Genomic DNA, 22,875 nt, shown 5'->3' with positions numbered 1-22,875 from the left:
CCGGGCCGGCCTGCTGCTCTGTCACACTGCGGGCTTTCAGACACCCGTCGTCCATGCAGATGGCCGCCCATAAGAGTCTCAACCCCTCCGACATCGCCCGCGAAACCCTGCGCCAGCTGGCCCAGCGCCGGCTGGCGCCCACGCCGCAGAACTATCAGGCGCTGTACGACGAAATCGCCGGCAGTCCCAGCCTGGCGCCGTTTCCGCAGTTACAGCTACGCGCCATCCAGCGCGTACTGCCGGCGCAGACGCCCGAGCAAAAGCGCCTGCTCGACCAGTTCGAGCGCGCCGTCACCGAGCACCACTGGCCCAGTCTGCAAAGCACGCTGGTGGGCTATGCCAATTTGGCCATCCCCTCCACTGTCGCCACCGTCGCCGACGAGCTGGACGACGCAGCCCAGCAGCCCCTGCCCCCCGCCTGGGCGAGGAGCTGGCGCGGCTGGTGGACAACCTGCTGCCCGCCCTGGGCGAGGAAGACGCGCGCCTGCAGGAGATGGCCGCCGACCTGAGCGGCCTGCTGCGCAGCCCGCTGCCACGCACCGGCCCGCTGCAGGCCCGGCTGGCCGATTTCAGCCACCGCCTGTCCTTTGCCGCGCAGGATCAGGGCGCCCTGCGCACCAGCCTGCTGGCGCTGCTGCGCCTGACGTTCGAGAACATCGCCGCGCTGTCGCTGGACGACGAGTGGCTGCACGGCCAGATCGAAGCCCTGGTGGCCGCCTCCACCCCGCCGCTGAACCTGCGCCGGCTCGATGAGATCGAGATCCGCCTGAAGGACGTGATCTACAAGCAGACCGACGCTAAGGAGCACATGCTGCAGGCCCAGGCCCAGCTGCGCGAGCTGCTGGCCACCTTCATCGAGCGGCTGGCGCGCATGGACGAGTCCAGCAGCAGCTACCACCAGCAGCTGGAGCAGTACGCCGAGCGCATCAGCCAGGCCACCCGGCCCCAGGAGATCGCGCCGCTGCTGCAGGAGGTCATCGAAGCCACCCAGGCCATGGCCTTGAACAGCCGCATCGTGCATGGGGAGCTGCACGAGCTGCGCATCAGGGTCGAGGAGCGCCACGCCGAGGTCGAGCAACTGCGCCAGGAGCTCGACCGCGCCAGCGCCCTGGCACGCCACGATGCGCTGACCGGCTCGCTCAACCGCAAGGGCCTGGACGAAGCCCTGGCGCGTGAGATGGCGCGCGCGCAGCGCCAGGGCAGTCCGCTGTGCCTGGCATTGCTGGACATCGACAATTTCAAGGCCATCAACGACCGCCTCGGCCACGCCGCCGGCGACGAGGCGCTGGCGCACCTGGCGCAAGTGACCCGCCAGGTGCTGCGCCCGCAGGATCAGCTGGCGCGCTACGGCGGCGAGGAGTTCGTCATCGTGCTGCCCGACACCACGCCAGACGCTGCCGGCGACATCATGCGCCGCCTGCAGCGCGAGCTGACCACGCGCTACTTCCTGAAGGACGGCGAACGCGTGCTCATCACCTTCAGCGCCGGCGTCACCCGCGTGCAGGACGAGGCTGACATGCAAGACGCCCTGCGCCGCGCCGACGACGCCATGTACCTGGCCAAGCGCAGCGGCAAGAACCGGGTCATCACGGCCTGAGGGAAGGCGGGCCGGCCCGGCCCTGACCCAGGCCCGCTGCGACACCGCAGAAATACCAGCCAAAAGCGGTGTAAACCCAATACAGTCAAGCGCTGGCAGCTATCAAAAAAACAGATTCATGGACACCACCAACCTCAGCGCCCATACGCCCATGATGGCCCAATATCTGGCCATCAAGGCGCAGCATCCGGACACCCTGCTGCTGTACCGCATGGGCGATTTCTACGAGCTGTTCTACGCCGACGCCGAGCGCGCCGCGCAGCTGCTGGACATCACGCTGACCCAGCGCGGCCAGTCTGCCGGGCAGCCGGTGCTGATGGCCGGCGTGCCGTTTCACGCGCTGGAGCAGCACCTGGCGCGGCTGGTGCGCCTGGGCGAGTCGGTGGCGATTGCCGAGCAGGTCGGCGAGGTCGGCGCCGGCAAGGGGCCGGTGGAGCGCAAGGTGGTGCGCGTGGTCACCCCCGGCACGCTCACGGACAGCGAATTGCTGTCCGACAAGACCGAAGCCGTGCTGCTGGCGCTGCACCAGGGCGCACGCGGGCGCTGCGGCCTGGCCTGGATGAGCGTGACGCACGGCCTGGTGCAGCTGGCCGAGTGCCGCCAGGACGAGTTGGGTGACTGGCTGGCGCGCCTGACACCCAGCGAGCTGCTGCACGCCAGCGGCCTCGGCCCTGGCCTGCAGGAGCTGCTGGCCGGCCTGCGCCAGTCGGGCCGGCTGGCCTGCCCGGTCGCCAGCCGGCCCGACTGGCAGTTCGACGCCGGCCTGGGCGAGCGCAAACTGCTGCAGGCGCTGGGCGCGGCCAGTCTGCAGGCCTGGCAGGCCGACGGTCTGGCGCAGGCCCACGCCGCCGCCGCCGCGCTGCTGCACTACGCCGAGCACACCCAGGGCGGCGCCAGCGTGCCCATCCACGGCGTGCGCGTGCAGCGCCCGCAGGAGCTGATCGACCTGCCGCCCAGCACCCGGCGCAACCTGGAACTGGTCAAGACGCTGCGCGGCGAGGACGGGCCGACGCTGCTGTCGCTGCTGGACACCTGCATGACCGGCATGGGCAGCCGTCTGCTGCGCGCCTGGCTGCTGGAGCCGCAGCGCGAGCGCAGCGCAGCGCGCCAGCGGCTGGCCGCCACGGCGGCGCTGCAAGGCTCCCTGGCCGGGCGCAGTCGCTGGCAGGACTTGCGTGCCGAGCTGCGCGGCGTATGCGACGTGCAGCGCATCACCGCCCGCATTGCCCTGCAGCAGGTGCGCCCGCGCGAGCTGCTGGCGCTAGCCCAGTCGCTACAAAAATCAGAGCTTCTGGCGCTTGCCACACAAGGGCTGGAGCCGTATTTGACTGAAATTTCAGAACAGTTGCAGCCGCCTGCAGCGTGCGTGCAGCTGCTGCGCGCCGCCATCGCCGCCGAGGCGCCGGCGCTGCTGCAGGCCGGCGGCGTGATTGCGCCGGGCTTCGATGCCGAACTCGATGAGCTGCGCACCATCCGCGACCACTGCGACGACTTCCTGCTGCAGCTCGAAGCACGCGAGCGCGAACGCACCGGCATCCCCAATCTGCGCGTGCAGTTCAACCGGGTACACGGTTTTTACATCGAAGTCACCGCCAGCCACGCCGACAAGGTGCCGCCCGAGTGGCGCCGGCGCCAGACGCTGAAGAACGCCGAGCGCTACATCACGCCCGAGCTGAAGGCCTTCGAGGACAAGGCGCTATCGGCGCAGGAGCGCGCCCTGGCGCGCGAGAAATGGCTGTACGAGCAGCTGCTGCAGCAACTGCAGCCGCACGTGCCGCAGCTGGCCCGCCTGGGCTTGGCGCTGGCGGCGCTGGACGTGCTGTGTACCCTGGCCGAGCGCGCGCTGACGCTGTCGTGGTGCGCGCCGCAGTTCGTGCCCGAGCCGTGCATCGAGATCGAGGCCGGGCGCCATCCGGTGGTCGAGGCACGGCTGGCCGAGACATCAAACGGCGCCTTCATCGCCAACCACACGCGCTTGAGTGCCAGCACGCGGATGCAGATCATCACCGGCCCCAACATGGGCGGCAAATCGACCTACATGCGCCAGGTGGCGCTGATCGTGCTGCTGGCCAGCATGGGCAGCCATGTGCCGGCAACGAGCTGCCGCCTGGGGCCGATCGATGCCATTCACACGCGCATCGGCGCCGCCGACGACCTGGCCAACGCCCAGTCCACCTTCATGCTGGAGATGACCGAGGCGGCGCAGATCCTGCACAGCGCCACGGCGCAGTCGCTGGTGCTGATGGACGAGATCGGGCGCGGCACCAGTACCTTCGACGGTCTGGCGCTGGCCAGCGGCATCGCCGCGCATCTGCACGACAAAACGCGCGCCTTCACCCTGTTTGCCACGCACTACTTCGAGCTGACCGAGCTGGCGACGCGCCATCCGCACGCCGTGAACGTACACGTGGGCGCAGCCGAATCGGGCCATGACATCGTGTTCCTGCACGAGATCCAGCCCGGCCCGGCCAGCCGCAGCCACGGCGTGCAGGTGGCGCGCCTGGCCGGTGTGCCGGCCCCGGTGCTGCAGCACGCGCGCCGCGTGCTGGCCGAGCTGGAAGAGCGAGCCGGGCGTGACGATTTGCAGATCGACCTGTTTGCCAGCCCGGTGCAGCCCGATGCTACCGAAGCTCCGCCGCAAGCCGCCCTGCCCCATGCCGTGCAGCGCCTGCTGGCCGAGCTCGACCCCGACAGCCTGAGCCCGCGCCAGGCGCTGGAGGCGCTGTATCAGCTCAAGCAACTGGCGCAGCAGTCGCAGCAGACGCAGCAGGTGGCGCGGGATGCGGGCTGAAGCACCGGTGGGCACGGCAGCGGCTGCCACTTCCAGCCCCGCCCCGGCGCTCGCGGCCCCTGGCCAGCCCGCCCTGCCCTGGCGCGCCGCGCTGGCCGCAGCGGCGCTGTATGCACTGGTCTGGTCGCTGCTGCCGCCGCTGCTGGAATCGAGCTTCCCACTGGACGTGGTGGAGAGCCTCACCTGGGGCCGCGAGTGGCAGTGGGGCTATTACAAGCACCCGCCGCTGTCGCCCTGGGCGCTGCATGTGTTTCACCGGGCGTTTGGCGATGTCGGGCCGTTCCTGCTCAGCCAAACCTGCATTGCGGCGACGCTGTGGCTGGTCTGGCTGACGGGCCGGCGGCTGGTGGACAGGCAGCGCGCCTTCATCGGCACGGCGCTGACCCTGGGCGTGGTCTTCTACACCCGCCCGGCGCTGGAGTTCAACCACAACATCGCCCAGATGCCGCTGTGGGCGGCGCTGGCCTGGGCCATGCTGGCGGCGCTGCAGGACGGGCGGCTGCGCCAGTGGCTGCTGCTGGGCCTGCTGGCCGGCCTGGGGATGCTGACCAAGTATTCGATGGCCATCATCCTGGCCTGCCTGGCGCTGTACCTGCTGGCCAGCCCGGCGCGGCGCACCCTGCTGCGGCCCGGGCCGTGGCTGGCGCTGCTGGTGCTGGCGCTGGTGCTGGCGCCGCACCTGTGGTGGCTGCAGCAAAGCGGCTGGCTGCCCATGAGCTACGCCAGCGAGCGCTCGGCCACCAGCAGCCGCCACCCGCATCTGGCGGCACTAGGCTTTCTGGGGGTGCAGGTGCTCAACCACGTGCCGCTGCTGGTGATCGCCCTGGTGGCGGCGCTGCGCGCGCGCACCCGGGTGATGGCCAGTCCCGAGCAGGAAAGCGGGCGGGCCGGTCTGGTGCAGCCCCCGTCCAAACTGCACACGGCCTGGCCCGGCTATCTGCTGACCATCGCCTTGCTGCCGGGCCTGCTGGTCACGCTGCTAGGCCTGGTGCTGGGCCTGCGCATCCGCGACATGTGGGGCGTGCCCATGTGGGCCTTCAGCGGCCTGCTGCTGGCCGCCTGGCTGCCGCATCGCTGGCTGGCCGCCATGCGCGCGCCGCTGCTGCGCGGCGTACTGGTTTGGCTGGCGCTGGCCACGCTGCTGTCGCTGGGCTGGCTGGCCTGGGGCGCGCAGTGGCGCGGGCGCCCCGCGCGCACCGACTGGCCGCAGGCCGCGCTGGCGGCGCAGGCGCAGGCGCAGTGGGCCGGGCTGTCGCATTGCCCGCTGCGCGTGGTGGCTGGCAACTACTGGCTGGCCGGGCTGGTGGCAGTGCCTGCTGGGCCGCAAACTTCGGTGCTGATCACCGGCGACGCGCGCTATTCGCCCTGGGTCACGCGCGCGCGGCTGCTGGAGCAAGGCGCCCTGTGGCTGCGCGAGGGCAATGAGGCGGACGAGCCGCCGGCGCCGCTGGACGGCATCGCAGCCGGCCCGGACGGTTCACCGGATGAGGCAGCAGGCATGGTGACCCGGGACGGCACCTGGCAACTGCCCTGGCCGCACGCTCCGGCCGGGCCGCCGCTGGTGCTGCATTGGCGTATTTATGTGCCGGCAGCCTGCGCGCGCGTTGCTGCAGGCGATCAGGGGCAGCAGTCCAGCGCGTCGGCGTCGGCATCCTGAGCGCTGGCCGGCGGCAGCGGATACTGCACCGTGCCATCGTGCGCCACGACCGCCCCGGGCGTGAGCCTGACCGGCTCCACCCGCCCCGGCGCCATGATGTGGAAGACCGCCTCGCCACGCGCCACCAGCCAGTCGGCCACGATGCGCCGGTGGCAGCGCCACCACACGGCCTCCGAGCACATGAAGGCCACGCGCTCGCGCCGGCCCAGGGCGATCAGCTCCTGCAGCCCTTGGGCAAACGGCGGCGTGAGCGCGTAGTCGGCGTAGCGATGGAAGCTGGCATTGGTCCAGAAGCCATTGACCTCGCGCGCCACGCCCCCGACCTTGCCCCGCAACCCGCCCAGGCGCGCCAGATGCACATAGGCCACGCCGTGCAGCGCCAGCGCGGCGGGCATGGCGTCCTCGTTGAACTGCGGATTGGCGCGCGAGCGCGCAATCTTGCGGATGTCCACCACGCGCTGCACGCCTGCCTGCTGCAGCAGCAGCAGGAACTCTTCCAGGCTGCGGCTGGAGTGGCCAATGGTGAAGAACGGCAGGTGCTCGCTCATGGGATGCCTGCGCTCGCGCTCAGGAAATCCGGTGCAGCGCACTGCCCTTGTGCGCCGCGATGTGGTCGGTCTTGTCGCTCTTGATCTCGTACTGGGGCTCGTCCGGGCTAGCGCGGTGGGTATGGCCCTTGTAGTCAAAATCGCGGGTATGCACGGTGACAATCGTGCCCGACACGTGGCCCGCCTCGGAATTCCAGCGCACGTGGTCGCCCACCTTGAACTTCTCAGTCATCCCTGATCCTCCTGTGTCGCTGCCCGCCAGTCTTGCGCCGCACCGTGCCGCGCCTCTGAACGCCTATCAGCACGACCTGGTGCATCCGCCGCAGCCGGCCAGCCAGCCCGCCTGAGCCGTTCGCTGCCCGTCCTGCAGAACGGCAGACAGGCCCCTTGCGCTGCGGCCCGCCACTGCAGCACCGGCGCGCAGACCTTGCGCGACGTTCTTGCGATCCAGATGTCTTGTGGAGTCTCTCGCCATGTCCGAGACCCTTGTTCACCCGTGCCTGACCTGTGGGGCCTGCTGCCACCACTACCGCGTCGAGTTTTCCGTCTATGAACTGGCCAGCATGGGGGGCAGTGTGCCCGATGCCCTGGCGCACGAAGTCAGCGGAAACCGCTGGCGCATGAACGGCACTGCCGCGCGTCCCGTGCGCTGCGTGGCCCTGAGCGGGCTGTGCGGGCAGGAGTCGATCTGCAGCATCTACGAGGCCCGGCCCAGCGCCTGCCGCGCCTTCGAGATGGGCAGCGAACGCTGCGCCCAGGCCCGCGCCGCGCACGGCCTGCCCGGGCTGACCCTGCCGTGGCCGCAGGGTGATGGCCTGACGCCTGTTGTGCCGCCCGAGCTGCCGCTAGCCGCCTGAAGCGGACGATGCCTGCCCACCATGTCCGACGACTGCCTGAACTGCGGCGCCTGCTGCGCCAGCTTCCGCGTGGATTTCTCCGTGTGCGAGACCGAGGAGCTGGGCGGCTGCGTGCCCACTGGCCTGGCCGTGGAGGTCAACCAGCACACGGCCCGGATGCGCGGCACTGACCACGCCCAGCCCCGCTGCGCAGCGCTGACCGGCCAGGTCGGCCAGCGCGCTGCCTGCGCCATCTACGAGTGGCGCCCTTCGCCCTGCCGCGAGTTCGAGCCAGGCAGCGCCGCCTGCCAGCGCGCGCGGGCGCGGCACGGCCTGCCCGTTTTGCCCGACCTGTGAATCATGTGAATGATTTTGGCCTCAAAACCAATACTGGCAAGCGCTTTCAGCTATTGATTGAATAGCAAATTTATTGCCGCTGCAGAACAGCGGCAGGCACAGGCTCAGGCCCGCTCACTGCTTGACGGCCTCGATCTGCGCCACGATGCGCACCTTCTTTGGAAAACCAAAGTCCAGGCCGTAATCGACGCCAAAGGCCGTGCGGTCGATGGTCGTCTCGAAGTCGCCGCCGCAGACCTCGGCCTTGAGCATGGGGCTGTCGTAGCAGGTGAACTGGTGCGCCTTGAAAGTGGCTGGCCGGGTCTTGCCCTTGATGGTCATGCTGCCGCTGACCGACACCAACTTGTCGCCCTTGAACTTGAACTGCTCGCCCACGAAGCGCGCCGTCGGAAACTGCGCGGCGTCGAAAATTTCCGCACTGCGCAGGTGCTCATCAAACGGCGGCGTGCCGGTGTTGATGGAGTCGATGTGGAAGGTGATGTCCACCTTGCCAGTCCGGGCCACCTTGTCGTAGAGCACAAAGCCTTCCTTCTTCTCGAAGCGGCCCCGGTTCACGCTGGCGCCGAAGTGCCCGATCTCGAAGGTGGCGAAGGTGTGTGTCGGGTCGATGGCATAGCTGGCCGGCTCGGCCTGGGCGGCGGTGGCAAGGGCGGTGGCAGCAAGCGCCAAAGCCAGGGCATGAATTCGCATGGGTCAATCCTCGGTGAAGTTGCAGGGCAGGCAATGGATGAAGGAAAAGCCTGAAAAGAGCCTGAGAGCGTGTTTACGATCCCCGCGCGGGTGCGCGAGCGCGGCCTCGGGCGGTCTGCGGCGTTGCAAATCCTCGCGATAGCACGGGCTATCGCTGCGGTTTGCGCCTGGCAACCCATCCCGATCCGCACCCGCGCCCCTGCGCGCGGAGATCGTAAACACGCTCTGAGAAACAGCCTCATGACAGAGCGCAAAGCCTGGCGCAAGTTTCAGTCGCCCGGGCCGCACGCCCTGAAAAGTGGCAAAGCGCCATGGCACACCAGCGCCCGCACGTCAGCGCTGGTCGGCACGCGCATGTCATCATCCCGGCTGACGACGTCTGTCCATTGCGCCCTCTCCTCTTTTTTTGCCATGACTTCCACCGTCCCTTCCACAACTTCGCTTCAACCTGCCGCCGCAGGCACCCACTACGCCACCGTCTATGGCACCGAGGACATCCTGGTATCGCTGTGCAACTCGGTCACCCGCGTACTGTCGGTGGCCATGCAGGGGCCGGTGCATTACTCGGCCATGGTGCAGCGCATCACCAAGACCTGCCTCAAGCCCGACATCGGCTGTTTCGTGCTGTTCGACGGGGGCTTTTCCGGCCTGGTCATCCTGAATTTTTCTGCCGATGCGGCCATGGAGGTCTATGAGCGCTACATGCTCAGCATGGGCATGTCGAGCGACGACCTGGCATCCTCCTTCACTTCCGACGAGGTCAGCAACGTGCTGGGCGAGCTGATGAACCAGGTAGTGGGTGATTTCGTGAGCAAGATCCGGCGCGAGCTGCAGACGCATATCCGCCAGAACCAGCCCAAGATGCTGGTGCTGAACCAGCCGGTCGTGCTGAGCGTGGACGCCAACCTGGATCAGCCCGAGGCGCGCCGCGTCACCTTCTACACGAACAACAACAACATCTTCTACCTGGAGCTGGCCATGGATCGCACCCAGTTCGTCAAGGTCTGCGACTTTGAGCCACAGGCAGCCCCGGATCCGGACGCGCTGATGGAGCAGGTGGCCGGCAGCGACGCCGCCCCTTCTCCCGCCAGCGGCCCCGATGACGAGACCGAGGCCCTGCTGCGCTCCCTGGGCATGTGACATGCGTCTGGGCGCCAGCCCTGGCCAACGCTGCCGGCAGGACTGGCACTTCCTACAGTCCCAGCGACCAATGTCCGACGCAACCGGGCTGGGGCGCGCCTAGGCTGCGGGCTATCCACATCAGCACCGGAGAGCTGCCATGCCGCAAGCAGCCTGGAGCGCCAAGCGCGAACGCCAATACGAGCACATCAAGGACAGCGCCCAAAAGCGCGGAGAGAGCGAAAAACGGGCCGAGGAAATAGCGGCCCGCACTGTGAACAAGGAACGCGCCCAGCACGGCGAGGCCAGGTCTGCCAATCCCAAGACCCTCAAGGACACCCCTGCCCCGGTACGTGGCGGTCAGCGTTCGCACAGTGGTGCCCAAGGCCGCACGCGCGAGCAACTCTATGAGGAAGCACGGCGCAAGAACATTGCCGGTCGCTCGAAGATGAACAAGGCCGAGCTGGCCGAGGCCGTAGCTGATTGAACGGCAGCAGCGATCGCCCGCGCGCTTTGTCCCTCGCACCCACCGGTGCCGCATACAATGCACGGCTGTCCCATGGAGACTTGGGTGAGTGGTTTAAACCAGCAGTCTTGAAAACTGCCGACGGGCAACCGTCCGTGAGTTCGAATCTCACAGTCTCCGCCAGAATATAGCCCAAGTGATTGATTTACTTGGGCTTTTTTTTGGATTTTTGAATCTACCCACGTTTTTACCCATGTTGAAAACATCGGTAGCATCGGATGTGCAACGCAGTTCAACGAGGTCGCCCCCTTCGAGTGCACGAGGCTGAAGCCTTGCCTGCCATGGGCGACACCCGAGCTGGAGGTCGGCAGGTGCCATGCAGCCTGGACTGCTCTGCAGTGAGCCACCTCCTTGTGCCGTCATGGATCGCCAAGCCAGCCTCCTTTCGAAAAAGGAGCCTGTCCGAGCATCTTTCGACCGGCCAAATTTGGCCGGTCGCCTGGCGACGATCGTTTTCAGCAAGTCGCCCGGCAACTGTCAGCCTCATGCGTCGGCGTTGATCGCCTCGGCTGGTTCGGCATACACTCCCGGGCGTTGTGCCCCTCTCTTGGCTTCGATGTTGAAGCTCGCCCTCAAGAAAGAGAGAGAACATGCACACCCACGCGATCTCCCCCATCCACGCCCTGCTGGCCCTGCCCGAAATCGGCTCCCAGGGCATCGAGCGCAGCGTCATCTTTCCCCAGCTTCCGGCAGCCACCCAAGCAGCCATCCGCGCGGCCGCCAACGAAACCGACAAGCGCCAACTGGCAGCTCAGGCAGGTGACGCTCTGCCCGTCATCCTGGAGATGTACGGGCACTACATCACCCAGCCACAACAGCGCTGCCGCGCCGGCCTGGCCTTCCCCACCCTCACTGACTTGGGGAATTTCCCTCTGCCTGGCGTCCTGCACACGCACGACCGCTCATGGCTGCGCACCGGCCAGCAAATCACAGCCATCGAGCTCACCCAGGCGTCCTCGCCTGCCCGCTGCTGGCAGATCCTCGTTCGCTACGCAGACGGTGAGCAGCGCTTGGCTGCCGGCAGCGACGGTGAAAGTTGTTTTTCATCCTCCGCCGACGCAATGGCGCTCGCGCAACACGTCAGAGCTGCGGCGTTCATTCTGGGTAACCTGATCGACTGAAAAAACGCAAGTCCACCGTCAGTCCGGCATCTCCAGCAACATGGGCGCAGGTGCCGGGCATCTTCGCTTGAGCGGCTGACTGAAGCGTTCCATGCACCGCAGGCAGATGGCAACGCAGACGAGCTTGAGCAAGAACAGATAGAAGTCCAGTTGCCGCTCGAAGCGAATGCGCTCTGTTTGCCAAAGCCCGCCAGCCAGGTATGCGCGCCCTCCACCGCCCAGCGATGGCACGTTGGCAGCTGGCTGTTGTGCACGCCACACCGTGCGGTGCGCGCCGGCCCCCATTGGCGCAGGCGACGCCGGCACGTCATGCCCCTGCCAAAGCGCAGCTCCTGGGGCAGCTCTTCCCAGGGGATGCCGGTCATTGGGACGGACAAGTTGCCGCGGAAGACGGCGCGATCATTCAACCGAGGATTGCTTTCCTTGGATGAGGGCTGGGCAGCAAGCACCAGCGGCTCCAGCTCTTCCCAGGGTTTTTGGCTGATCAAAGCGCGCCTCATCAGGGCAGAAACTACGAGCCTTCGTACAGGTTCCTGGTTTTGTTGACCACTCTTGGGGCTGAGAGGATGCCACCTGTCCAAGCTTGGGGCGTGCGACCCGGGTGGCCAAGGGTGGGCGAGGTGGGGAGTAAGAGGGACGACCGGCCAAATTTGGCCGGTCGCTCGGAATCTGACCCCAGGCACAGGCGGGGAAGCAATCGAAAGCCCGCCTTGGATGCTGTCCAGGCACTGGCTATCGCATCGGTTGCCCGAGCGCGGCAAGCGGTTGCCATCACGCAGCACCGGCTAAATTTGGCCGGTCGTCACGGCATCAACCTTGATCCTCGGGCTGCACCGGCTGCCGTCAGCCCGATCGGAGGCCGCTTTTGTGGTCAGCGCAGGCTCAAGTGTCGAAAGATGGCTTCTTTGCGTCGGCTTTTGACCGGCCAAATTTGGCCGGTCGTCCCTTTTACGCCCCTCCCCGCCCGCCCTTGGCCACCCGGGCCGCACGCCCCAGGACTGAGAACGTGTTCACGGTCTTCTGAGTAATAGAGCCAAGAATGCCAGATGGACGAACTGCAAACTGGTGTTGAGCCAGCGCTCGCAGTTCTTCCAAAGGCGCCGGTTCTTCTCCCGCCACGCAAAGCTGCGCTCGACGATCCAGCGCTTGGGCAAGACTTTGAAGGTGTGCATCTCGCTCCTCTTGGCGATCCACACCGTTGCGTGATCACCCAAAATCTCTCGTACGCCCTGCGCAAAGGGCTGGCCCACGTAGCCGTTATCGCCCAGCAACCGCCTGCGGGCGGTTTTTTGTTTCAGCATGACTCCAGCCCGGTACTTCGCTGGACTGCGCCATAGCTCGATACAGCAGGTTTATCAAGAACTTACGCGCGTCCATCATATGCCGGTGCTTTCTGAAACTTGACCCGGTTTTCCTTCGCGCCGCTCCTATCTGGCTCTTGGAATTCGGGTCGTTCCAAGGAGTCATCATGGCTAAGATCAAGCTCACCAAGACCGCCGTAGAGTCAGCGCAACCCCAGGCCAAGGACATCGAACTACGGGATACCGTGGTGCCGGGCTTCCTGTGCAAGATTACCCCGAAGGGCCGCCGGGTGTTCATGCTCCAGTACCGCACAAACTCCGGGCAGCCTCGCAAGCCTTCGCTGGGCCTGTTCGGGGAACTGACCGTGGAGCAGGCCCGCGTCATGGCGCAGGACTGGCTGGCCGAGGTTCGCCGGGGCGGCGACCCCGGCGGTGCCAAGGCCGAAGCGCGCAAGGCGCCCACGGTCGAAGCGTTGTGCAAGAAGTTCATGGAGGACTACTCCAAGAAGCGCAACAAGCCCAGCACGCAGCGTGGCTATCAGGCCGTCATCGACCGCTGCATCGTCCCGCTGCTGGGCCGCAAGAAGGTGCATGAGGTGAAGCGGCCCGATATTGCCGGGCTGATGGAAAAGCTGGCCTACAAGCCGACCGAGGCGAACAAGACCTTCGGTGTGCTGCGCAAGATGTTCAACATGGCCGAAGTGTGGGGCTACCGCCCGGATGGCACGAATCCGTGCCGCCACGTCCCAATGTATCCGCCGGGCAAGGAAACCCGGCTCATCGTGGACGAGGAAATGGTGAGGATCTTTCGCCAGTTGGAGAAGCTGGAGGCGGAAGGGCTGGAGAACTACGTCATTCCGCTGGCGATCCGGCTGCAATTCGAGTTTGCCGCCCGGCGCTCCGAAATCTGCCCGCTCGAATGGAGCTGGCTGGACTTCGAGAACCGGCGTGTGGTGTGGCCCGACAGCAAGGTCGGTGGCATTTCAAAGCCCATGAGCGAGGAAGCGTATCGGCTGCTTTCGACGACACCGCGCAGGGAGGACTGCCCCTATGTCCTGCCGTCGCCGAACGACCCGGCCAAGCACCTGACCTTTGGCGAGCACTATGGCGGCTGGTGCCGGGTGCTCAAGGCCGCCAGCGTCCCGCACGTCGGCACGCACGGCATCCGCCATCGCTCGACCACTGACATTGCCAATTCGGGCGTGCCGACCAAGGTAGGCATGAAGCTGACGGGCCACAAGACCGTGGCGATGTTCATGCACTACGTCCACACCGAGGACAAGCCGGTACGCGATGCGGCCGAGCTGGTGGCCAGCCGGCGTCAGGCCATCACGGGCGCGCGCCAGCTTGCGGAGGCGGCAGTATGAACACGCGCCGGTCATCCGTGGCATCGCCCGCAGCGCCGTCGGCGCTGCTGGGCGACATTCGGGTACTGATTGAGGCGGCGCGGCAACGCGCCGCCTCGGCGGTGAATAGCGAGCTGACGATGCTCTACTGGCGTATCGGCCAGCGTATCCGCACGCAAGTCCTGGAGGGCCGGCGAGCCGACTACGGCGAGGAAGTATTGCCTACCCTGGCGGCGCAGTTGGTGAAGGAGTACGGCAGCAGTTTTGCGGTCAAGAACCTGCGCCGCATGGTGCAGTTTGCCGCCACCTTCCCCGAGGAGCAGATTGTCGTATCACTGATACGACAATTGAGTTGGACGCACTTCATTGCTCTGATCCCGCTGAAAGATCCGCTCCAGCGGGACTACTACGCGCAGATGGCCAGCGCCGAACGCTGGAGCGTGCGGACGTTGCGCGAGCGCATCAACTCGATGCTGTACGAGCGCACAGCGCTGTCCAAGAAGCCGGGCGAGACGATTGCGCAGGAGCTGGCGACGATGCGCGACGCGCAGCGCATGTCGCCCGCCTTGGTCATGCGCGACCCATACATCCTCGACTTCCTGGGGCTGCGGGACACTTGGCAGGAAGGCGACTTGGAGGCGGCGATCATCCGCGAAATGGAGTCGTTCTTGCTGGAGCTAGGCGCGGGGTTCAGCTTCGTGGCCCGACAGAAGCGCATCCCGATTGACGACGAGGATTTCCACCTCGACCTGCTGTTCTACAACCGCAAGCTGCGACGGCTGGTGGCGGTGGAGTTGAAGGTCGGTGACTTCAAGGCGGCCTACAAGGGACAGATGGAGCTTTATCTTCGCTGGCTCGACAAGCATGAACGCGAGCCGGAGGAAGCCTCGCCATTAGGGATCATCCTTTGCACCGGCAAGAAGCGTGAGCAGATCGAGTTGCTGGAGCTGGACAAGTCGGGCATCCACGTTGCCGAATACCTGACCGCCTTGCCTCCGAGGGGCGTGCTGGTGGAGCGGCTGCAACAGGCAACGCAGCGGGCGCAGTTGCAGATCGAGCAGCGCAAGACAGACAACGGGTAGTTCTGTCCCAAGCATTCGGGCGTCCCGGCGTGCCGCCGTCGGGTTCGCGGGCTGCGCCCCGCGCTTCGTGCCGAATCGCGGCCATCCGGCTTTGGCCCCTGCCGCCTCCGGCCCTGCCGGGCCTGCGCGCTCCGCTTGCCCCAAAGGCCGACTGTGTGCAGTGGGCGGGGTGTAGGCGGTCTTGCTGTTTCCTTCACCGTATCACGGCGTTCTCGCCGTCAAGGGCGGCGCGCGCTTGTGCGCGCTTGCGTCCTGGCGGCCGTCTGCGACCCCTGACGGCTTGCGCTGCGCCGTGCTGGCGACGGTTCCGGGCAATTCCGCCCGAGCAACCGGAGCACGATCATGTCGCAACTATCCTTTTCCTCGTTCGATACCTCGCTGATGGTGCGCGATGCACAAGGCCGCTACCTGCTGGCGACGACCGACCAGATTCTGGAGGCCGCGCGCCAGGCCATCGAGCAGAAGATGCAGCGTGGTGCCTCGTTCAGTTCGCCAGCGGCGGTCAAGGAGTACCTGCGCGCCAAGCTGGCCGGCTTCGAGCACGAAGTCTTCGCAGTGCTGTTCCTGGATACGCAGCATCGCCTGATCGAATACAGCGAGCTTTTTCGAGGCACCATCGACAGTGCATCGGTGTATCCGCGCGAGCTGGTCAAGGAGGCGCTGCGGCTCAATGCGGCAGCGGTCATCGTTTCGCACAACCACCCGAGCGGCAATCCCGAGCCGAGCGGTGCCGACAAGGTGCTGACTCAGCGGCTCAGGGAGGCACTGGCGCTGGTGGATGTCCGCACGCTGGATCACGTCATCGTGGCAGGCGGCAGCACCATATCCTTCGCCGAACGCGGTCTGATTTGACCGAGGGGGCTTCGGCCCCCTTTTTGCTGCGATGGCGGTTCTCAGATCGCTGTTTGATTGACGCGCCGGCTCAGGGCGTCGGCGCTTTCCTTGCGCTCGCTATAGCGATCTACTAGATATGGCATCACGTCGCGCGTGAGCAGCGTGAACTTCATCAGCTCTTCCATCACATCCACGATGCGGTCGTAATAGGCCGAGGGCTTCATGCGTCCCGCTTCATCGAACTCCTGGTATGCCTTGGCGACCGAAGACTGGTTAGGGACGGTCAGCATCCGCATCCAGCGACCCAACACGCGCATCTGGTTGACGGCATTGAAGGACTGCGAGCCCCCCGAAACCTGCATAACCGCCAGCGTCTTGCCCTGGGTTGGGCGCACGGCGCCGACCGATAGCGGAATCCAGTCGATCTGGGTCTTCATCAGGCCGGTCATTGCGCCGTGGCGCTCGGGCGAACTCCACACCATGCTTTCGGCCCATTGCACCAGCTCGTGCAGTTCCCTGACCTTCGGGTGATCGTGAGGCGCATCGTCCACCAACGGCAGACCCGAGGGGTTGAACATCCGTGTCTCACCGCCGAGCGCGCTCAGAATGCGTGCCGCTTCTTCGGCAGCCAGGCGGCTGAACGAGCGCACGCGTAGCGAGCCGTAGAGCAACAGAAAGCGCGGTGCGTGGGTGGCACGCTCGGGCGCCATCAGCCGCTGGGCATCGGGTTGCTGGAACAGCGCGGTGTCGATATTGGGTAGGTCGATTCTGGATTCAGACACGATGACCTTCCGCATTCACGACGGCTTCGCCGTCTTCCTTACAGAACGCACCGCGCTGCGGCTGGGGCAGGATGTCCAGCACTGTTTCCGAAGGTCGGCACAGCAGTATGCCCAGCGGCGTGACCACGATGGGGCGGTTGATGAGGATGGGGTGCTGGAGCATGAAGCCGATCAATTGCTCGTCGTTCCACTTGGAATCATCCAGGCCGAGTTCGGCGTAGGGCGTGCCCTTCTCGCGCAGCACCGCGCGCACTGGTACGCCCATCGCGGCAATCAGGCGTTGCAGCGTTTCGCGGTCGGGTGGCGTCTTCAGATATTCGATGACCACAGGCTCCTCGCCGCTGTTGCGGATCAGGCCAAGAACATTGCGCGATGTGCCGCAAGCGGGGTTGTGATAGATGGTGATCTGGCTCATGCCATTGCCTCGGTTCAGGAGTTGGTGGTGCTGGTGGAATACGTGCTGGTTCGTGTGAGCCGCGATCGGCGGCCCAGCCGCAGTAGCGATGCCAGGCCGGCGGAGTCCATCACGACGCTGGGAAGCGTGAGCGCGTGCGGTTGGCAAAGGCCACCAGCGACAGCATCACCGGCACCTCGACCAGTACGCCGACCACGGTGGCCAGCGCCGCGCCCGAGTTCAGGCCAAACAGGCCAATGGCCACAGCCACAGCCAGCTCGAAGAAGTTGGACGTTCCGATCAGCGCGCAGGGTGCGGCAATCGGGTGCGGCAGGCGCCACGCCCAGGCCCAGGCATAGCCCAGGGCGAAGATGGCGTAGGACTGGATGAGGATGGGCAAGGCCATCAGCGCAATCAGCGTGGGCTGGGCCAGGATCACCGGGCCTTGAAAACCGAACAGCAGCACCACGGTAAGCAGCAGACCGAGCATGGATATAGGCTTGATGCGTGCGGTGAAGTCCGAGACTGCCACCTCACCACCCTGGGCAGTTAGGCGCTTGCGCGTCCACCAGCCGGCGATCAGCGGTAGCACGATGTAGAGCACCACCGACAGCATCAAAGTCTCCCAAGGGATGGCGATCTCGGTCACGCCCAGCAGCAAGGCGACGATCGGGGCGAATGCGACCACCATCACCAGATCGTTCACTGAGACCTGCACCAACGTGTAGTTTGGGTCGCCCTTGGTCATCTGCGACCAGACGAAGACCATGGCAGTGCATGGCGCGGCGCCCAGCAGGATCAGACCGGCGATGTATTGCTGAGCATCGTCCGGGTTGATCAGGTCAGCCAACAGATACTCAAAGAACAGCACCGCCAACACGGCCATGGTGAAGGGTTTGATCAGCCAGTTGATTGCCAGCGTGATCACCAGCCCCTTCGGTCGCCGACCCACGGCTTTGAGCGAGCCTAGGTCGATGGCGATCATCATCGGGTACACCATGGCCCAAATGAGTATGGCGACGATGAGGTTGACCGAGGCGTATTCGATGGCCGCCAATGCACTGAACAGTTCTGGCATCAGGTTTCCCAGAGCCAAGCCGGCCAGAATGCACAGCGCGACCCAGAGCGTCAGGTAGCGCTCGAACACGCCTATGGGCGAGGGCGCGCGGTTCATGACGCTTTCCTTTTTGCCAAAGCCCGCAGATGCTCCACCCCCACCGGTTCCTCGGTCAGAAGCGGCACCACGGCATGGCGCCGGGCGTGTTGTGTGGCCACGGCGTCGATTTCCCGCAATTCGTTGCGTGCACGCTGGCGTAGCAGCGGGGAGTGTGGGTGCGCGGCCGCCACGCTGTTGTTGATGACCCAGGCCCACGGTTCTATGCCCGCGCGGCGCAGGTCGTCTTGCAGATTGGCCGCTTCCAGCACGGGCGTGGTTTCGGCCAGGGTGACGATGAGCACCTTGGTCTGCCTGGGGTCTTGCAACTGCATCATCGGCGTCGTGAAGTGAACGCCCGTCTCGCCCATCTGCCGGGCGATGTCGCGATGGTATGCGCCAGTGGCGTCGAGCAGCAGCAAGGTGTGACCCGTGGGCGCGGTGTCCATCACTACGAACTTCCTGCTCCCTTCGCGGATGGCGCGGGAGAACGCCTGGAACACCGCGATTTCCTCGGTGCAGGGCGAGCGCAGGTCTTCTTCCAGCAGAGCGCGGCCTTCGGCATCGAGCTGCGCCCCCTTGGTGTCCATCACATGCTGGCGGTAGCGCGCCGTGGCTTCCTGGGGGTCGATGCGGCTGAGTGCCAGATTGGGCACCGAACCTTCCAGCGTATCGGCCAGGTGCGCAGCCGGGTCGGAGGTGGTCAGATGCACGGGTAGTCCCCGGCCCGCCAGCTCCACGGCGATGGCGGCGGCCAGCGTGGTCTTGCCCACGCCACCCTTGCCCATCACCATGACCAGCCCGTGCCCATCGACGGCGATCTCATCGACCAGGGCGGACAAGTCTGGCGCATTGATCTGGTCGGGCAGTTCGATGGCATCGGCGTCATGCTTGGCGTCGGTATCGACCAGCAGGTGGCGCAGGGCATCGAGGCCGACGAGGTTGAACGGCTTGAGCGCGATCTGATCCCGAGGCAACGCCTGGAGTGCCGGCGGAATGGCGGCCAGCGTGGCCTGCTCTCTTTCGTAGATGGCAGCGGCAAGCGTATCGTTTTCGGCCTCGCCAGCAGGGAAGACGCCGTTGATGACCAGATGCTGGCGTGTCAGCCCAATGGCGGCCAGTTCTTCATGGGTGCGTGCCGCCTCGCGCAGTGTGGGGCGCTGCGCGCGGGCCACCAGCACCAGGCGGGTAAGCAGCGGGTCGGCCAGGGCGGCGACCGCGTCCTTGTATTGGGCGCGTTGTTTTTCCAGGCCCGCCAAAGGGCCCAGACACGACGCATCGCCCTTGCCCTCTTCCAGGAAGCCGCTCCATGCGCCCGGCAGTTGCAGCAGGCGGATGGTGTGGCCGGTGGGGGCAGTGTCAAAAATGATGTGTTCGTAATCCTGCGTCAGCGCCGTATCGGTCAGCAAGGCCGTGAACTCGTCGAAGGCGGCGATTTCCGTGGTGCAGGCGCCCGACAGAGATTCTTCGATGCCGCGCACCACCTCGTCGGGCAGCACGCCCCGCACAGGCCCAGCGATGCGGTCACGGTACGCTTGCGCCGCTGCCTGCGGGTCGATTTCCAGTGCCCACAGGTTCGCCACGGCGGCAATCGCCGTGATGCGGTTGCCGATGCGCTCGCCGAAAACCTGCCCCACGTTGGAAGCTGGGTCGGTGCTGACGAGGAGCACGCGCTTGCCCTGGGCCGCCAGTTGCACGGCCGTTGCGCAGGCGATGGAGGTCTTGCCGACGCCCCCTTTGCCGGTGAAGAAAAGGAATCGAGGCGGCTGGGTCAGAAAGTGCATGAAATCTCCTCGTTCAGCAGCAGCGGTTGCCAGAGCAGCAAGCGCCTTGGGTTGGGGAGGTTTCGGGCGCCTCGATGTCAGCCCAGCGGGTCAATTCGCTGCGGTTGGGATAGCGACCGGCCAAGGCCACCTCGCCATCGACCAGAACCAGGGGCAGCGCCTCTTGGCCCGAGCGTTCCAGAAAGCCTTTCACAGTCGGGTTTTCGGCGAAAGTAAGGGGCTGTTGTGCCAGGTTGAAGCGTTCGATCTGAGCACCGTTTTGTTTGGCCCAATCCACGTCGGCGGCAAAGTTCACTAAGTTTTGATCTACTTCAACGCCGCATACGCCTGTGCTGCAACACAGCGCCGGGTCGAAAATCTGGATGTTTGGCATGGGGTGTCCTTTCAAATCTGGTTGTTGATGAAGTGACGCTCTTCACTCTTGGCCGATATTTCGCAACTCGCGTTGCAGCGACATGGCGTCCAGGCGTTGCAGCGGCAGCGAGAGAAACAGCTCGATGCGGCGACGCAGGGTCAGCGCGGCATCCTTGAACGCCTTGAGCCGTTGTTCTTCGCTGCCTTCGACGGCTGCCGGATCGGGTACGCCCCAATGGGCCGATACCGGCTTGCCCGGCCACAGCGGGCACGCCTCACCGGCGGCGTTGTCGCAGACGGTGAAGATGAAATCGAACACCGGTGCATCCGGCGCCACGAACTCGTCCCAGCTTTTGCTGCGGTAGCCGGTCGTCGGCATGTGCAGCCGCTCCAGCGTGGCGAGCGCCAGCGGATGCACTTCGCCCTTCGGCTGGCTGCCCGCCGAGTAGGCCCGAAAGCGCCCTTGGCCCAGCTTGTTGAGGATGCCTTCAGCGAGAATGGAACGTGCGGAATTGCCCGTGCAGATGAACAGTGCGTTGTATGTGCTCTCCGTGGTCATGGCGTGCTTTCTCAACAGCAGGAAGAACGGGGGCTTGCTGTACAGCAAGCCGGTGCGGTGATCGGTGTCGTGACTGAGGCTGCCTCATGGAAGACTGGGATGCTGCCCAGCGTGTGGAAGTGCTCCCATGCCACACCTTGCGGGTCGGTGATCCAGTGCTTCTCGCTGCGTGCGTAACAGCAGGTCGTAGTGCCTTCGTCGAGCAGCGCCATGTCGGCGGCCTGCGCGCGTGCCTTGAGGGCGGCCAGTTCCTCAGCGTCGTCGGTCTGGATACCCAGGTGGTCGATGCCTGGCCTGTTGCCGCGCGTGGAAATGGCGAAGTTCACCGGCGGGTCTTCGAGCATCCACTTCGCGTAATCGCTTTCGACGCGCGTGGGTTGCGCGGCGAAGAGTTGGGAATAAAAGCCGATGCTGCGGGGCAGGTCATTGACATGCAGATGGACGTGGAAGCGCTTCATGGATAGTTCCTTTCAGCAGGAGGCACAGGTGGCAGAGGATTCCGTGACTTCGCATGTGCCGCCCTGGCAGCAGTGTTCGGTCATGTAGCCGAGCAGGTTGTTCATCTGCGCGAAGTCGGCGCGATAGATCAGGTTGCGGCCTTGCTGCTCGATGGTGACGAGGCCAGCGTGGGCCAATTCCTTCAAGTGGAAGGACAGGGAATTGCGTGCCACGTCGAGCAGATCGGCCAGCACGCTGGGCGTCATCCCCTCGGGGCCGGCGACAACTAGGGCGCGGAACACACGCAGCCGCTGGGTATGGGCCAAGGCGCCGAGGGCGGAAACAGCTTGATTTTCGTTCATGGTTCGATAATACAACATTTATTGAATAGTCGCGCAAGTGGTAAGCGCGTAGAACCTCATGGCGTCCCGGCGCGCTGTCGTGCTGCGCATCGAGCCGCCTGCGGCGTCTCGCCCCTGACGGGCTTCCATCGTTCCCTCGCTCCGCTCGGCTGACGCCTCCGGCCCGGCTTCCAGCTTCGGGCCTGCGCGCTTCGCTTGCCGTGCGGTCGGCACAGATGGGCGACCGTTGCCTGTCCAGCCGTCTCCCCTGACTTCATCACCTTGTCCGCGACTGTAGCCCGCGACCGTATGCCTTCAAGGCGCGCAGGGCCGTGTCCTCGGCTGCGCCTGCGGGCCGCACCAACCCCGCGCTTGTCTCCTTGATGGCCTCCGTCCGCGCGCTCCCTTTCGTCGCGGGCGATGAACTCAGGAAAGACGGTGGCAACAGGGCCAACCGGGTTCCTCGTGCCGACCGCACCAAACAGCCGAAAGGCTGGGCTCCGAATCTTGGAATCCGGTGTGCGGTGTGAACAGCAAACCTCTTTTTGTCAGGAGAAAGACCATGCAACTCGCATCCCGTTTCGCCTCCCATTCCCCGGCGCTGCGCAGCGACCACCCCCTGTCCGACGACCAAATCCGCAGGGTGGCCCCGTCCATCTTCGCGGACGCGCCGCATGAGAGCCGCTCCGAGCGGTACAGCTACATTCCCACCGCCGCCGTGCTGACCGAACTGCGCAAGGAAGGTTTCCAGCCCTTCATGGTGACGCAGACCCGCGTGCGCGATGAAGGCAAGCGCGAGCACACCAAACACATGATTCGCCTGCGCCATGCCAGCCAGATCAATGGCGCGGAAGCCAATGAAATCGTGCTGCTGAACTCGCACGACGGTACCAGCAGCTCTCAGATGCTGGCCGGCATGTTCCGCTTCGTTTGCAGCAATGGCCTTGTCTGCGGCGACACCGTGGCCGATGTGCGCGTGCCCCACAAGGGCGACGTGGCCGGGCATGTCATCGAAGGCGCGTTTGAGGTGCTGAGTGGCTTCGAGCGGGTGAAGGAATCCCGCGACCTGATGCGCGGCATCACGCTGGACGATGGCGAAGCCGAAGTGTTTGCCCGCGCCGCGCTGGCCCTCAAGTACGACGACCCGGACAAGCCCGCACGCGTCGGCGGGGCCGAAAGCACCGACTTCGCAGGGGTGGCGCTCGCGAGGCCAGGCCCGAAAACCGCGCCAACACTGGGGGAACGGGCAAAAAAAATCCCAACCG

The 22,875-nt window shown here is 65.7% G+C and carries 23 protein-coding genes, 1 tRNA gene and 3 pseudogenes; 14 read left to right on the top strand and 13 right to left on the bottom strand.

Annotated elements, in window-relative coordinates; all coding sequences use genetic code 11:
• The first annotated feature begins 53 nt into the window (after positions 1 to 53).
• The 4 genes from IDM45_RS18060 to IDM45_RS03105 all read left to right on the top strand — a co-directional run bounded on the left by IDM45_RS18060 (position 54) and on the right by IDM45_RS03105 (position 6,045).
• The gene (locus IDM45_RS18060; protein WP_325168940.1) at positions 54 to 509 is read left to right on the top strand and encodes a hypothetical protein; all 456 of its coding nucleotides are present in this window, start codon (positions 54 to 56) and stop codon (positions 507 to 509) included.
• Entirely contained in the window at positions 443 to 1,597 is a 1,155-nt protein-coding gene (locus tag IDM45_RS03115) for a GGDEF domain-containing protein (protein ID WP_325168939.1), read from the top strand. The genes IDM45_RS18060 and IDM45_RS03115 overlap by 67 nt, the downstream gene beginning before the upstream one ends.
• A 118-nt stretch (positions 1,598 to 1,715) precedes the next feature.
• On the top strand, positions 1,716 to 4,388 hold the full coding sequence (gene mutS, locus IDM45_RS03110) for a DNA mismatch repair protein MutS (protein ID WP_209421572.1): 2,673 nt from the start codon (positions 1,716 to 1,718) through the stop codon (positions 4,386 to 4,388).
• The gene (locus tag IDM45_RS03105; protein ID WP_209421571.1) at positions 4,378 to 6,045 is read left to right on the top strand and encodes a glycosyltransferase family 39 protein; all 1,668 of its coding nucleotides are present in this window, start codon (positions 4,378 to 4,380) and stop codon (positions 6,043 to 6,045) included. The genes mutS and IDM45_RS03105 overlap by 11 nt, the downstream gene beginning before the upstream one ends.
• On the opposite strand, the gene IDM45_RS03100 is transcribed toward IDM45_RS03105, so the two are convergent.
• Entirely contained in the window at positions 6,006 to 6,593 is a 588-nt protein-coding gene (locus IDM45_RS03100; protein WP_209421570.1) for a DUF488 domain-containing protein, read from the bottom strand. The genes IDM45_RS03105 and IDM45_RS03100 overlap by 40 nt on opposite strands.
• 19 nt (positions 6,594 to 6,612) lie before the next feature.
• Positions 6,613 to 6,825, bottom strand: a complete 213-nt coding sequence (locus tag IDM45_RS03095; protein ID WP_209421569.1) for a hypervirulence associated TUDOR domain-containing protein — start codon at positions 6,823 to 6,825, stop codon at positions 6,613 to 6,615.
• 241 nt (positions 6,826 to 7,066) lie between these two features.
• Between IDM45_RS03095 and IDM45_RS03090 the strand changes: the two genes are divergently transcribed.
• Both IDM45_RS03090 and IDM45_RS03085 read left to right on the top strand, forming a co-directional pair.
• The gene (locus tag IDM45_RS03090) at positions 7,067 to 7,450 is read left to right on the top strand and encodes a YkgJ family cysteine cluster protein (protein ID WP_209421568.1); all 384 of its coding nucleotides are present in this window, start codon (positions 7,067 to 7,069) and stop codon (positions 7,448 to 7,450) included.
• Between the two features lie 21 nt (positions 7,451 to 7,471).
• Complete coding sequence (locus IDM45_RS03085) at positions 7,472 to 7,786, top strand: YkgJ family cysteine cluster protein (RefSeq protein ID WP_209421567.1); 315 nt, start codon at positions 7,472 to 7,474, stop codon at positions 7,784 to 7,786.
• Between the two features lie 114 nt (positions 7,787 to 7,900).
• Here IDM45_RS03085 and IDM45_RS03080 read toward each other — a convergent pair whose 3' ends face one another.
• Complete coding sequence (locus tag IDM45_RS03080; protein WP_209421566.1) at positions 7,901 to 8,476, bottom strand: YceI family protein; 576 nt, start codon at positions 8,474 to 8,476, stop codon at positions 7,901 to 7,903.
• Positions 8,477 to 8,887: 411 nt separating this feature from the next.
• On the opposite strand from IDM45_RS03080, the gene IDM45_RS03075 reads away from it, so the two are divergent.
• From IDM45_RS03075 to IDM45_RS03060, 4 genes are all read left to right on the top strand, one after another.
• Complete coding sequence (locus IDM45_RS03075) at positions 8,888 to 9,616, top strand: DUF3334 family protein (RefSeq protein WP_209421565.1); 729 nt, start codon at positions 8,888 to 8,890, stop codon at positions 9,614 to 9,616.
• A 139-nt stretch (positions 9,617 to 9,755) separates the two neighbouring features.
• Positions 9,756 to 10,082 carry a plasmid stabilization protein gene (locus tag IDM45_RS03070; protein ID WP_209421564.1) on the top strand — a complete coding sequence of 109 codons (327 nt, stop codon included), beginning with the start codon at positions 9,756 to 9,758 and terminating at the stop codon, positions 10,080 to 10,082.
• A 74-nt stretch (positions 10,083 to 10,156) separates the two neighbouring features.
• Positions 10,157 to 10,244, top strand: a tRNA-Ser gene (locus tag IDM45_RS03065).
• A gap of 467 nt (positions 10,245 to 10,711) precedes the next feature.
• Positions 10,712 to 11,242: a hypothetical protein gene (locus IDM45_RS03060; protein ID WP_209421563.1), complete on the top strand. Its 531-nt coding sequence runs from the start codon at positions 10,712 to 10,714 to the stop codon at positions 11,240 to 11,242.
• A gap of 81 nt (positions 11,243 to 11,323) precedes the next feature.
• On the opposite strand, the pseudogene IDM45_RS18215 reads toward IDM45_RS03060, so the two are convergent.
• Positions 11,324 to 11,742: pseudogene (locus tag IDM45_RS18215) on the bottom strand (transposase); the annotation flags it as partial.
• A 510-nt stretch (positions 11,743 to 12,252) separates the two neighbouring features.
• Positions 12,253 to 12,513: pseudogene (locus tag IDM45_RS03050) on the bottom strand (transposase); the annotation flags it as partial.
• A 197-nt stretch (positions 12,514 to 12,710) separates the two neighbouring features.
• On the opposite strand from IDM45_RS03050, the gene IDM45_RS03045 reads away from it, so the two are divergent.
• The 3 genes from IDM45_RS03045 to radC all read left to right on the top strand — a co-directional run bounded on the left by IDM45_RS03045 (position 12,711) and on the right by radC (position 15,823).
• Complete coding sequence (locus tag IDM45_RS03045; RefSeq protein ID WP_209421562.1) at positions 12,711 to 13,910, top strand: tyrosine-type recombinase/integrase; 1,200 nt, start codon at positions 12,711 to 12,713, stop codon at positions 13,908 to 13,910.
• Positions 13,907 to 14,971 carry a PDDEXK nuclease domain-containing protein gene (locus tag IDM45_RS03040; RefSeq protein WP_037039054.1) on the top strand — a complete coding sequence of 355 codons (1,065 nt, stop codon included), beginning with the start codon at positions 13,907 to 13,909 and terminating at the stop codon, positions 14,969 to 14,971. Before IDM45_RS03045 ends, IDM45_RS03040 begins: the two co-directional genes overlap by 4 nt.
• A 342-nt stretch (positions 14,972 to 15,313) precedes the next feature.
• Positions 15,314 to 15,823 carry a RadC family protein gene (radC, locus tag IDM45_RS03035; RefSeq protein WP_037039057.1) on the top strand — a complete coding sequence of 170 codons (510 nt, stop codon included), beginning with the start codon at positions 15,314 to 15,316 and terminating at the stop codon, positions 15,821 to 15,823.
• A gap of 41 nt (positions 15,824 to 15,864) precedes the next feature.
• Here the strand turns inward: radC and arsH are convergent, their stop codons facing one another.
• From arsH to IDM45_RS02995, 8 genes are all read right to left on the bottom strand, one after another.
• Positions 15,865 to 16,587 (bottom strand): arsenical resistance protein ArsH, encoded by a 723-nt coding sequence (arsH, locus tag IDM45_RS03030; protein WP_269783617.1) that lies wholly within the window; start codon positions 16,585 to 16,587, stop codon positions 15,865 to 15,867.
• Positions 16,580 to 17,002 carry an arsenate reductase (glutaredoxin) gene (gene arsC / locus IDM45_RS03025; protein ID WP_037039059.1) on the bottom strand — a complete coding sequence of 141 codons (423 nt, stop codon included), beginning with the start codon at positions 17,000 to 17,002 and terminating at the stop codon, positions 16,580 to 16,582. Before arsC ends, arsH begins: the two co-directional genes overlap by 8 nt.
• Before the next feature lie 109 nt (positions 17,003 to 17,111).
• The gene (gene arsB / locus IDM45_RS03020; protein WP_209421560.1) at positions 17,112 to 18,155 is read right to left on the bottom strand and encodes an ACR3 family arsenite efflux transporter; all 1,044 of its coding nucleotides are present in this window, start codon (positions 18,153 to 18,155) and stop codon (positions 17,112 to 17,114) included.
• Positions 18,152 to 19,918: an arsenical pump-driving ATPase gene (arsA, locus tag IDM45_RS03015; RefSeq protein WP_037039062.1), complete on the bottom strand. Its 1,767-nt coding sequence runs from the start codon at positions 19,916 to 19,918 to the stop codon at positions 18,152 to 18,154. Before arsA ends, arsB begins: the two co-directional genes overlap by 4 nt.
• 13 nt (positions 19,919 to 19,931) lie before the next feature.
• Entirely contained in the window at positions 19,932 to 20,291 is a 360-nt protein-coding gene (arsD, locus tag IDM45_RS03010; protein WP_037039064.1) for an arsenite efflux transporter metallochaperone ArsD, read from the bottom strand.
• 42 nt (positions 20,292 to 20,333) lie between these two features.
• Positions 20,334 to 20,831, bottom strand: a complete 498-nt coding sequence (locus tag IDM45_RS03005) for an arsenate reductase ArsC (RefSeq protein WP_037039133.1) — start codon at positions 20,829 to 20,831, stop codon at positions 20,334 to 20,336.
• An 11-nt stretch (positions 20,832 to 20,842) separates the two neighbouring features.
• Entirely contained in the window at positions 20,843 to 21,289 is a 447-nt protein-coding gene (locus tag IDM45_RS03000; protein ID WP_209421559.1) for an ArsI/CadI family heavy metal resistance metalloenzyme, read from the bottom strand.
• Positions 21,290 to 21,301: 12 nt separating this feature from the next.
• The gene (locus tag IDM45_RS02995) at positions 21,302 to 21,649 is read right to left on the bottom strand and encodes an ArsR/SmtB family transcription factor (RefSeq protein ID WP_456299371.1); all 348 of its coding nucleotides are present in this window, start codon (positions 21,647 to 21,649) and stop codon (positions 21,302 to 21,304) included.
• Between the two features lie 523 nt (positions 21,650 to 22,172).
• Here IDM45_RS02995 and IDM45_RS02990 point away from each other — a divergent pair.
• A pseudogene (locus IDM45_RS02990) lies at positions 22,173 to 22,775 on the top strand (DUF932 domain-containing protein); the annotation flags it as partial.
• Positions 22,776 to 22,875 lie beyond the last annotated feature (100 nt).

The sequence above is a fragment of the Melaminivora jejuensis genome, from assembly GCF_017811175.1.
GTDB classification, from domain to species: Bacteria; Pseudomonadota; Gammaproteobacteria; order Burkholderiales; family Burkholderiaceae_C; genus Melaminivora; species Melaminivora jejuensis.
The sequence above is the reverse complement of the archived record's forward strand: the minus strand, read 5'-3'. Positions and strand labels throughout refer to the sequence as shown.